Origin of the sequence: Streptomyces sp. NRRL WC-3618, assembly GCF_001280005.1 — a bacterium.
GTDB lineage: Bacteria > Actinomycetota > Actinomycetes > Streptomycetales > Streptomycetaceae > Streptomyces.
In genome coordinates, this window is sequence record NZ_LGDW01000461.1 from 42,599 (window position 1) to 52,175 (window position 9,577).

Annotated in this window: 8 protein-coding genes and 2 pseudogenes; 5 read left to right on the top strand and 5 right to left on the bottom strand. The window is 69.9% G+C overall.

Annotated elements, in window-relative coordinates:
- Positions 1–36 precede the first annotated feature (36 nt).
- Positions 37–951 carry a MurR/RpiR family transcriptional regulator gene (locus ADL01_RS33175; RefSeq protein ID WP_234354881.1) on the bottom strand — a complete coding sequence of 305 codons (915 nt, stop codon included), beginning with the start codon at positions 949–951 and terminating at the stop codon, positions 37–39.
- A complete protein-coding gene (locus ADL01_RS33180; protein WP_053745741.1) occupies positions 948–2,531 on the bottom strand; it encodes an aromatic amino acid ammonia-lyase in 1,584 nt (527 codons plus the stop codon). Before ADL01_RS33180 ends, ADL01_RS33175 begins: the two co-directional genes overlap by 4 nt.
- 152 nt (positions 2,532–2,683) lie before the next feature.
- Between ADL01_RS33180 and ADL01_RS33185 the strand changes: the two are divergent.
- From ADL01_RS33185 to ADL01_RS33195, 3 genes and pseudogenes are all read left to right on the top strand, one after another.
- Positions 2,684–2,977 (top strand): annotated as a pseudogene (locus ADL01_RS33185) (ATP-binding cassette domain-containing protein); the annotation flags it as partial.
- A gap of 38 nt (positions 2,978–3,015) precedes the next feature.
- Positions 3,016–3,267, top strand: a pseudogene (locus ADL01_RS33190) (ABC transporter permease); the annotation flags it as partial.
- A gap of 198 nt (positions 3,268–3,465) precedes the next feature.
- Positions 3,466–3,915, top strand: coding sequence for a hypothetical protein (locus ADL01_RS33195; RefSeq protein ID WP_107091062.1), 450 nt, complete (start codon positions 3,466–3,468; stop codon positions 3,913–3,915).
- A 379-nt stretch (positions 3,916–4,294) separates the two neighbouring features.
- On the opposite strand, the gene ADL01_RS33200 is transcribed toward ADL01_RS33195, so the two are convergent.
- Positions 4,295–5,686: a cystathionine beta-synthase gene (locus tag ADL01_RS33200; RefSeq protein WP_053745744.1), complete on the bottom strand. Its 1,392-nt coding sequence runs from the start codon at positions 5,684–5,686 to the stop codon at positions 4,295–4,297.
- Between the two features lie 150 nt (positions 5,687–5,836).
- On the opposite strand from ADL01_RS33200, the gene ADL01_RS33205 reads away from it, so the two are divergent.
- Complete coding sequence (locus ADL01_RS33205; RefSeq protein WP_199834994.1) at positions 5,837–6,874, top strand: SGNH/GDSL hydrolase family protein; 1,038 nt, start codon at positions 5,837–5,839, stop codon at positions 6,872–6,874.
- Between the two features lie 457 nt (positions 6,875–7,331).
- Here ADL01_RS33205 and ADL01_RS44995 read toward each other — a convergent pair whose 3' ends face one another.
- A complete protein-coding gene (locus tag ADL01_RS44995) occupies positions 7,332–7,523 on the bottom strand; it encodes a hypothetical protein (protein WP_159049710.1) in 192 nt (63 codons plus the stop codon).
- Between the two features lie 620 nt (positions 7,524–8,143).
- Between ADL01_RS44995 and ADL01_RS33215 the strand changes: the two genes are divergently transcribed.
- The gene (locus tag ADL01_RS33215) at positions 8,144–8,416 is read left to right on the top strand and encodes a GntR family transcriptional regulator (protein ID WP_234354882.1); all 273 of its coding nucleotides are present in this window, start codon (positions 8,144–8,146) and stop codon (positions 8,414–8,416) included.
- Positions 8,417–8,502: 86 nt separating this feature from the next.
- On the opposite strand, the gene ADL01_RS33220 is transcribed toward ADL01_RS33215, so the two are convergent.
- Entirely contained in the window at positions 8,503–9,360 is an 858-nt protein-coding gene (locus ADL01_RS33220; RefSeq protein ID WP_053745748.1) for a helix-turn-helix domain-containing protein, read from the bottom strand.
- Positions 9,361–9,577: the final 217 nt, after the last annotated feature.

Sequence of the window (9,577 nt, forward strand, 5' to 3'; positions counted from 1 at the left end):
CTGAGAGCCCGAACGGGGTGCGCGAGCGGCCGGTGTCTACTCGACGAACAGGCCCCGGGCCGCCGCCCGCGAGTCGAACTCCTCCAGGCGGGCCTGGGCGTCCGGCAGGTCGTCGCACATGGCCTCCAGCAGCACCCGGCCGAGCAGCATCGGCGCGCAGGCGGTGTCGAAGGCGAGGCCGGTGCCGACGGCGGCGGGCAGCAGCAGGTCGGAGACCTTCGCGACCGGCGCGAACGCCGAGTCGGCGACGGTGACGACGGTCAGCCCCGCCGACTTGGCGTAGCCGAGGGTGTCGACGACCTCGCGCGGATGCCGGGGCAGCGCGAAGCACAGCAGGGTCGTGGCGCCGGCCCGTACGGCCGCGTCGATCCGGTCGTGGATCATCGTGCCGCCCTCGTTGAGCAGGCGTACGTCCGGGTGGACCTTGGCGGCGAAGTAGGCGAAGCCGTACGCCTGGGAGGCGGCGGCGCGCAGCCCAAGGACGGCCAGCGGACGGGACGCGGCGAGCAGCCGGCCCGCCTGCTGCACCGGGCGGGGGTCGGCGAGCACCTCGGCGAGGTTTCTCAGGTTCTCGATCTCGGCCTCGACGGCCTGCTGGTACTCGTTGTACGAGCCCGGTTCGCCGTTCTGTTCGACAGGGGCGACCTCGCGCAGGTGCTTGCGCAGCGCCGGGTAGCCGTCGAAGCCGAGGGCGACGGCGAAGCGGGTGACCGACGGCTGGCTGACACCGGCCAGTTCGGCCAGTTCGACGCTGGAGAGGAAGGGCACCTCGGCGGCCCGGCGCACCATGCTGTGCGCGATGCGCCGCTGCGTCGGGGTGAGCCGGTGCCCTTCGAAGAGGGCCTGGAGCCGGGCGGCGGGGCTGTCGGGCAGGTATCCGCCCGCGCCCGGCCCCTCCGGCTCCCCCGCCGCACCCGTGTCCCCGTTGTCGTGCGCACTCGACGTGCTCATGCCCCGCTCCCCCTCCAGATCTCCGTGAACCGGTCCAGCAGTGCCGTCGCGGCCGTCACGTCGTCCGTGAGCGGCCGGTCGGCCGAGTCGGCGTCGAGGACCGACTCGGCCAGCTCCAGCGCCCGTCCGACCGGCAGTTCCGGGTCCGGCCGCAGGTCGCGCTGGCGCAGCGCCCGTACGGCGGCGACCAGTTCGCAGCCGACGACGAGACGGTACGCGTCGCAGGCGCGCAGTGTCTGACGGGCGGCGAGCGAGGCGAAGCTGGCCTGTTCCTCGACGCCCCGGGAGAGTACAGCGTGCCCGAGCGAGGCGGGCGCGGAGAAGGCGCGCAGGTCACCGAGGGCCGCGCCGGCGGCGTACTCCAGGATCATCACGCCGGAGGCGGCGGGCTCGTGGTCGGCGAGGAAGGGGCGCAGGCGGGTGAAGGCGGGCTCGTTGAGGGTGGACAGGCGGGACGTGGACAACCGTGCCACCTGGGTGAGGGCCAGCCTGAAATGGTCCAGGGCAAGGGCGAGTTGGGCCTGGTAGAAGCCGCCATGGTGGTAGGCGGCGAGGTCCTCGGGGGAGATCAGGGGGTTCTCGGCGGCGGCGTTGATCTCGATCGCGAGGACGCCCTCCAGGGCGTCCGCCGCGTCGTGCGCGGGCCCGTGGATCTGCGGCAGGCAGCGGAAGCCGTACGGGTCCTGGATGCGTCCGAGGGGAGGGGTGGGCCGGTCTGCGGAACCGATCAACTCCCGCATCCGGCGCGCGACTTCGACCGATCCCCGGTGCGGGCGGGCGGCGTGCACGGGCGCGGCGTACGCCTCGTGCGAACCGTCGACGGCGAGCAGCGAGAGGGCGGCGACGACCTGCGTGGCGGCGATGAGCCCGCGCAGTTCGTGCAGCGCGAGCGCGGCCTGTCCGAGGGTGAGGGCGTTGCTGCTGATCAGGGCGAGGGCGTCGTTGTTGTCGAGGGCCTGGGCCTCGGGGGCGCCGGCGACGCTCCGCCCCCGGGCGGCTGATCCACCCGACGTCTGTGCCGTCGCCGTAGCCGTTGCAGGCGCGATCCACTCGTGCTCCCCCGCCAGCGCCAGCCCCATCTGCGCGAGCGCGGCGATGTCGCCCGTACCCACCGACCCGAACTCGTTGACCACGGGGTACGCGCCGTTCTCGAGCGCCTCGCACAGGGCGGTGACGACCGCCGGGCGCAGGCCGGCGCCCCCGGCGAGGAGCTGGTTGGCGCGCACGGCGAGCATGGCCCGTACCTGCCGGGCGGGCAGTTCCGCGCCGATGGCGCCCGCGTGGCTGCGCAGCAGGCGCAGCCCGTGGTCGGCGGCGGCCTCGGTGGGCACGTTCTCGTTCCGGTTGGCGCCGACGCCGGTCGAACGGCCGTACACGCGGCCGGTCGCGGCGATGCGGCGGGCGGCGTCCCAGACCTCCTCGACGCGCTTCATCGCGTCGGTGCCGGGCACCGGTCGCGCGGTGCCGTCGGCGAGGCGTACGACGTCGTCGATGCCGAGGCCGACGCCGTCCAGCACGACGATGCCGATGGTGGCCGTCGGCACCGACGTAGCCGATGCGTCCACAATCCGAGACGACATAAGGCGCACGCTCCCCTCAATCAGACAGAATCCAGCCATTTGATCTTGGCCGCTGGACGTCCGTTACCTCGGATTAACGCCAGAGCATTGGCAATCTATTCAGACACAGAGAACTCTGCATGATGTTATACAAGCCCGGCAAGGGACGCCCCATGATCCAGTTCGACGCGGTCCACAAGCGCTTCCCCAACGGCACCACAGCTGTGCACGACCTCACCCTCCGGATGCCGGAAGGCGGCGTGACCGTTCTCGTCGGATCCTCCGGATGCGGCAAGACCACCACCCTGCGGATGATCAACCGGATGCTCGCCCCGACCTCCGGCACGATCAAGGTCAACGGCAAGGACGTCCTCCAGCAGGACGCCGCCGACCTGCGCCGATCCATCGGGTACGTGATCCAGCAGTCCGGCCTCTTCCCGCACCGCACGGTCCTCGACAACATCGCGCAGGCCCAGTCGAAGGCGCCGGAAGCCGGGGCCGCGGCATGACCATCGACTGGTCATGGATCGGCGACCACACCGACAACCTCACCTCCCTCACGGTCTCCCACCTCCAGGCGGCCCTCTCGGCGGTCTTCTTCGGCCTGCTGATCTCGCTCCCGCTGGCCGTGGTCGCCCACCGCGTCCGCGTCCTGCGCGGCTTCCTGCTCGGCACGTCCAACGTCCTGTTCACGATCCCGTCGATCGCGATCTTCGTGCTCCTGCTCCCGGTGAGCGGTCTGACCCGCACCACCACCTAAGGACCGGAGGACGTGGCGAACTCGTACGCGAAGGAGAAGGACCTGACGAAGCAGGAGGCCGACCTGGTAGGAGTAGGCGTAGGCCGCCAGGCCGGTGCACCGAGTCAGCCAGTCGTTGCCCCTGGGGGCCGACCCAGGGGCAACAGGGGGGTTAACCCCAGTGCCGGTCGGTTGTCGTTTCCCTACCGTGGTCGCATGACCGGTATGGACACGACGGGCGCGCACGACGCCGACCTGAAGAAAGAACTCAGCGCCACCCTGCACGCCCGCAGGGAACTGGGCAGCGAGTACGAGTCGGCGTTGGTCGACTCGTTCCTGGAGAAGGTCGACCAGCGGATCGACGGCTCGGTGGAGCGCCGGGTACGGCGGCAGCTCGCCGAGCATCAGATGGTGACGGCGCGCGACTCGCGCGGGCCGAAATCGACCGACACGTTCGGCGAGCGCTTCGGCTTCGCCATCGTGTCCCTGGTGCTGGCGATACCCCTGTCCGCCATCGGCGGCAGTATGGCGGATCTGCCCGGCCTGATCGTCGCGTGGGCCGGCATCGTGGGCGTCAACGCCTTCCAGGCGTCCCGTGGCCCAGGGGGGCTCTTCGGCCGGCGTCACCGCACGGCCGGCCAGGACAGCGACGCCTGGGAGGACTGACTGACCCCGGAAAAAGCTGTGCGCGGGGACCGCCGCACCCCCCGTTGCCGGGAGGGCGGGACGACGGCGGTCCCCGCGAGGGACGCGGGCCGGGTCAGGGCCGGGCCGGCGCGTCCTAGGCGTCGGTGGAGGTCCGGGAGCCGCTCCGGAGGTCCGTGACGCCGTTTCAGTGCCGGCTTCGGGTGGGGAGCCGCTCCCGCCCTTGCCGACACCCATGACTCTGCCGGACGCGTGTTAAGCGTGTGCTGCGCGGACGTGACGCCCTCGTACCACTTCCACGAAGTTCTCCGCCCGAAAGGGATCCGAAAGGAATCGGAACGGGACATGGCGGCACACACCGCAAATCCCGCTCCGACATGCCCCGTTCACCGGACGTTCGCTACTGCTTGCCGCCCTTGGCGAGGAAGGCCAGCAGGTCCTGCCGGCTGACGACACCGGTCGGCTTGCCCTCGATCAGCACGATCGCCGCGTCGTGGGTACCCAGTACGGACATCAGGTCGCCGACCGGCTCACCGGAGCCGACCTGCGGCAGCGGCGCCGACATGTGCTTGTCCAGCGGATCGTCGAGCGAGGCCCGCTGGGTGAACAGCGCGTCGAGCAGCTCGCGTTCGACGACCGACCCGACGACCTCCGCCGCCATGACATCGGGGTGACCGGCGCCGGGCTTCACGATCGGCATCTGGGAGACGCCGTACTCACGCAGCACCTCGATGGCCTGGCCGACGGTCTCGTCGGGGTGCATGTGGACGAGGGAGGGGATGTGCCCGTGCTCCTTGTCGTCGAGAACGTCGGCGACGCGCGCGGACGGGCCGGTGTCCTCCAGGAAGCCGTAGTCCGCCATCCACTCGTCGTTGAAGATCTTGCTGAGGTATCCGCGCCCGCTGTCGGGCAGCAGCACGACGACGACATCGTCCGGTCCGAGCCGCTCCGCGACGCGCAGCGCGGCGACGACGGCCATCCCGCAGGAGCCGCCCACCAGCAGCCCCTCCTCCTTGGCGAGGCGCCGGGTCATCTGGAAGGAGTCCTTGTCGGACACGGCGATGATCTCGTCGGCGACGGTCCGGTCGTAGGCGGTGGGCCAGAAGTCCTCCCCCACCCCTTCGACGAGGTACGGGCGTCCAGACCCACCGGAGTAGACGGACCCTTCCGGGTCGGCCCCGATGACCTTGACGCGCCCGTCACTGGCGTCCTTCAGATAGCGCCCGGTCCCGGAAATGGTTCCGCCGGTGCCCACTCCGGCCACGAAGTGCGTGATCCGCCCGTCGGTCTGCTCCCACAGCTCGGGGCCGGTGGAGTGATAGTGGGAAAGCGGGTTGTCGGGGTTGGAGTACTGGTCGGGCTTCCAGGCGCCCGGCGTCTCCCGCACCAGCCGGTCGGACACGTTGTAGTACGAGTCCGGGTGCTCGGGGTCAACGGCGGTGGGGCAGACCACCACGTCGGCGCCGTAGGCACGCATCACGTTGATCTTGTCGGTGGAGACCTTGTCCGGGCAGACGAAGATGCACTTGTAGCCCTTCTGCTGGGCCACGATGGCCAGCCCGACCCCGGTGTTTCCGCTGGTCGGCTCGACGATCGTGCCGCCGGCCTGGAGCGCGCCGCTCTTCTCCGCCGCCTCGATCATGCGCAGGGCGATGCGGTCCTTCACGGAGCCGCCTGGGTTGAAGTACTCGACCTTCGCGAGGACGGTCGCCTGAATGCCCGCGGTCACACTGTTGAGCCTCAGCAGCGGGGTGTTGCCGACGAGGCTGATCATCGAGTCGTGGAATCGCACCGTTGTCTCCGGTTGCCGCACATGAATGTGGTCGTCATTGGTGCCGCCAGCCTAAGGCTCAGCCCCGGCATTCACCTCACGTCACGATTGGCGGACGGCCGCTACGGGGCAAGGAGTGGTTGTACGGCTACGAGGAGGTGGCGGCGACGCATGACGAGCATGTCAAGGGCAAGGGTGGCCAGGCGGATCGCGGCCGGCGCCGCGTACGGCGGTGGCGGGATCGGCCTGATGAGCGCGGCGGCCGTGGGTCTGCTGCTGGCCGAGGTACGGATGGCAAGACGCCAGGTGGGCAACGGCGGCGGTCCGCACCCGCCGAGCGCGGACGGCCTCTACGGACACGGGTACGCCACCCCTGGTGAACCCCCGATCAGACTCGTCCTGCTGGGCGACTCCACGGCGGCCGGCCAGGGCGTCCACCGGGCCCGCCAGACCCCGGGCGCGCTGCTCGCGTCCGGTCTGGCGGCGGTCGCGGAACGTCCGGTGGAACTGCGCAACGTGGCGCTGCCCGGCGCCCAGTCCGACGACCTGGACCGCCAGGTGGGGCGGGCCGTCTCAGGGGGCGACTGGATTCCGGACATCTGCGTGATCATGATCGGCGCGAACGACGTCACCCACCGGATGCCCCCGACGCGCTCCGTCCGCCACCTTTCCTCGGCGGTACGCCGCCTGCGCACGGCGGGCGCCGAGGTGGTCGTGGGCACCTGTCCCGACCTGGGCACCGTCGAACAGGTCCAGCAGCCCCTGCGGTGGCTGGCCCGCCGCGCCTCACGCCATCTGGCGGCGGCCCAGACGATCGGGACCGTGGAACAGGGGGGCCGCACGGTGTCGCTGGGCGACCTGCTCGGCCCCGAGTTCGAGGCGAACCCACGCGAGCTGTTCGGCCCGGACAACTTCCACCCCTCGGCGGAGGGTTACGCGACGGCGGCGATGGCGGTACTCCCCACGGTGTGCGCGGCCCTGGGCCTGTGGCCGGCGGAGGAGGAGCGCCCGGACGCTTCCCGCCGCGAGGGCTTCCTGCCGGTGGCCCGAGCAGCAGCGGAGGCAGCCTCGGAACCGGGCACGGAGGTCACGGCGGCAATGCCGACGGGCCCACGAGGCCCCTGGGCCCTCCTGAAGCGCAGGCGCCGGCGGCGCGTACCGGCAACGGACCCTACGCCGACGACATCGAGGGGGGTGTCGAGCGGCTGAGGGCGACGAGGGCAAGTCGCAGGGTCCGGCCCTCCGTGACACGTCACGGAGGGCCGGACCTTGGCATCAGGGGTGGACTCCCCCGGCCGGGGCGGGAATCGGGGCCGGGCGGTGGTGGCAGGCACAGGCACACACGAGGTAGCGGACTCCGGGTACGCCGGTATCGCGGGGTTCGGAGTCCTGGCACCCGAGGTGCTGACCAAGTACGCAGCGGGGGGATCGGAACGGCGGTTCGGGTGCCTGGACCGCGCCGTGGTTGTGGGTCATCGCCCGCCCCTGTCCGGGGTGAGGTCCGCACCGCCGACCAGCGGAATCACGTACCAGCGTGCACCCTTGGCGTCCTTATGGTCTCCCTCGTGCCCCTTGGAAAGGACGCACGCTCCGCTCTCGCTGAAGATCGGTGCCCCATGGAAAAGCGAGGCGCGGACAGTCCCGCAAGTGACGGCCGGACCGGTGATCATCCGGCACCTCCGTCGTACGCCCGGCGGTAGTCGTCCCAGAGCCCGCGTCCGCTCTCGCACCCGTCCTTCGCTCTGCTGACGCGCTTACATTCGTCGCACTTGCGGGCGTGCTCAAACCACAGCCGGTAGGCACTCAGCATCGGCAACTCCGCTTGCCGTACGGCCGCCCTGACCCGTGCGCCGGTCATCGGGACCCCACCCCGTCCAGCACGGAGTGGATGTCCCGGATGTCGAGGCTGATGTGAAAGTCCGCTGCCGCGACCATCACTGCGCGACGGCTCCACCGAGTCACACGCTCGCGCGCCGTCCAGTAAGGCCGTACGCGAGCCGCGCGGGGCGCGACGGTCAACTCCGGAGGCTGGTAGATGAGATGAGGCAGGTACGGTCGCGACAAACGGGATGCGCAACCGTCGAGCGGTGCCCGGTCCGTGCTGTACGGCGACCGTCGCTGAACCGGCAACCGCTCCACCAGATGCATCTGATCCTTCACGTTCTCGCTGTTCACGGCATTCCGGATCAACTCCGAGGCTGTCTTCCGCCGCCTGCCGGACGCTGGCAGGAACCAGCACACCAGGGGCTGCAACAGGCCAATGAGTACGACCGCGCCACGCTCACGCATGTCGTCAACCTCCCAACGGTTGAGGGCCATGCCCCCGGACTGGTCACACAGTCGCGGGGGTCTCGTCTTCTCCTTGCGTAAGCCACCATAACCGCTTCCGACAGCAGTCGGCAGTGGACGGCAGTGGTTGACAGCAGTTGACAGTTTTCGAGGATGCACGCAAGTTGCCGAACGCTTACGTTCGAGTGCGTGGAAGAGAAGATCAATCCCGCCGCCGCGACCTACCACTACGAGCAGCTCGCGAAGATCATTGAGAACAAGATCCGGACCGGCGAGTTCGCCGCAGGGTCGCGCCTGCCTGGCGAGTTGATTCTGTCTCAGGAGTACGGCGTCGGCTCCAACACCGTCCGCCGAGCGTTGGACATCCTGAGGGAGCGTGGAGTGATCGTCACCGTGAGAGCGCGTGGATCGTTCGTGGTCGAAGAGCTTCCCGCCGTCGAGAACAACCGGGGCGAGAAGTAGGGGCGGCGCCTGCTGCTGTCTCATGGGACCAGGCTGGGTACGGCACCGCCTCTGGGCCTACGCACTTGTGCCAACTTGCGCGGCGACTATCCGAGCGCGTCAATCGCGGCGGTGATGAGTGACCTGGCTTCCGTGCCGTACACGGCCTTCGCGGACAGTTCGGCGAACGCCTTCGCGTACTCCGCGATCTCGCCCGGCTGCGTGACTGTCAGGTGTGCGGAGACGAGTTCCACGTTCACCTGCGCCTCGTCGTAGATGGTGAAGGACTCGACAGGCCATCCGGCACCACGCGGCCTGCCGAGGGGGATGACGCCCAGGCTGACCGAGGGCAGTGAGGCGGCAGAGATCAGATGGCCGAGCGCCCCGGCCATGGTGTCGTTGTCGCCGATGACCGTGCGCAGTACCCACTCCTCCACGAGCATCGCGAACCGATGGTCACCGGAGTGCAGGATGCGTTGCCGGTCCATACGGACGCCCACGGCATCGTCGATGTCGGCAGAGTCGGACACATCTCGAAGATGGGCCACCGTACTCAGCACCGCACGGGTGTAGGCGGCCGATTGGAGCAGGCCAGGGATCACCCAGGACTGGTAGACCCTGAAGCGGCGGGTGCGCTCGAAGAGCGGCGCGACGGACTGCTGTACGCGCTTCAGCCCTGCGCGTTCCATACGCCGCCACTGCACGTAGGCACCCTCGATACCCCGTGCCGTGGCGATCAGATCGGCCGTCTGATCCTGAGCGGCACAGAGCCCCGTATAGGTCCGGACATCGGCATCCGACGGGGGTGTGCGTCCGTTCTCGAGTCGCGAGCACTTCGACTCGTGCCAGTCGGCCCTGCTGGCCAGCTCCCGCGCGGTAAGGCCCGCGTCCTTGCGGATCTCGCGCAGTCGCCGGCCGAGGGCCAACCGTTCTTGCTGAACACTGGATGAGGTCACGCTAAGGATTGTGGTTCAGGTGAGCTGGTAGTCCGCGTGCGGTTCTGCGGGCGATCACTGCGAACGAGCTTGCACGCCAGGGGGCGCCCAGCGCCACGAACTTGCGCGAACTTGCACGCGGCGGCGGCAGGAGGCTCCGCGTCTCACCCCACCCGATACCCCCGAATCACCCGATACTCCACCCCACCCCCATCCACGAACCCCGCACGCGCCCGCACCGACACAT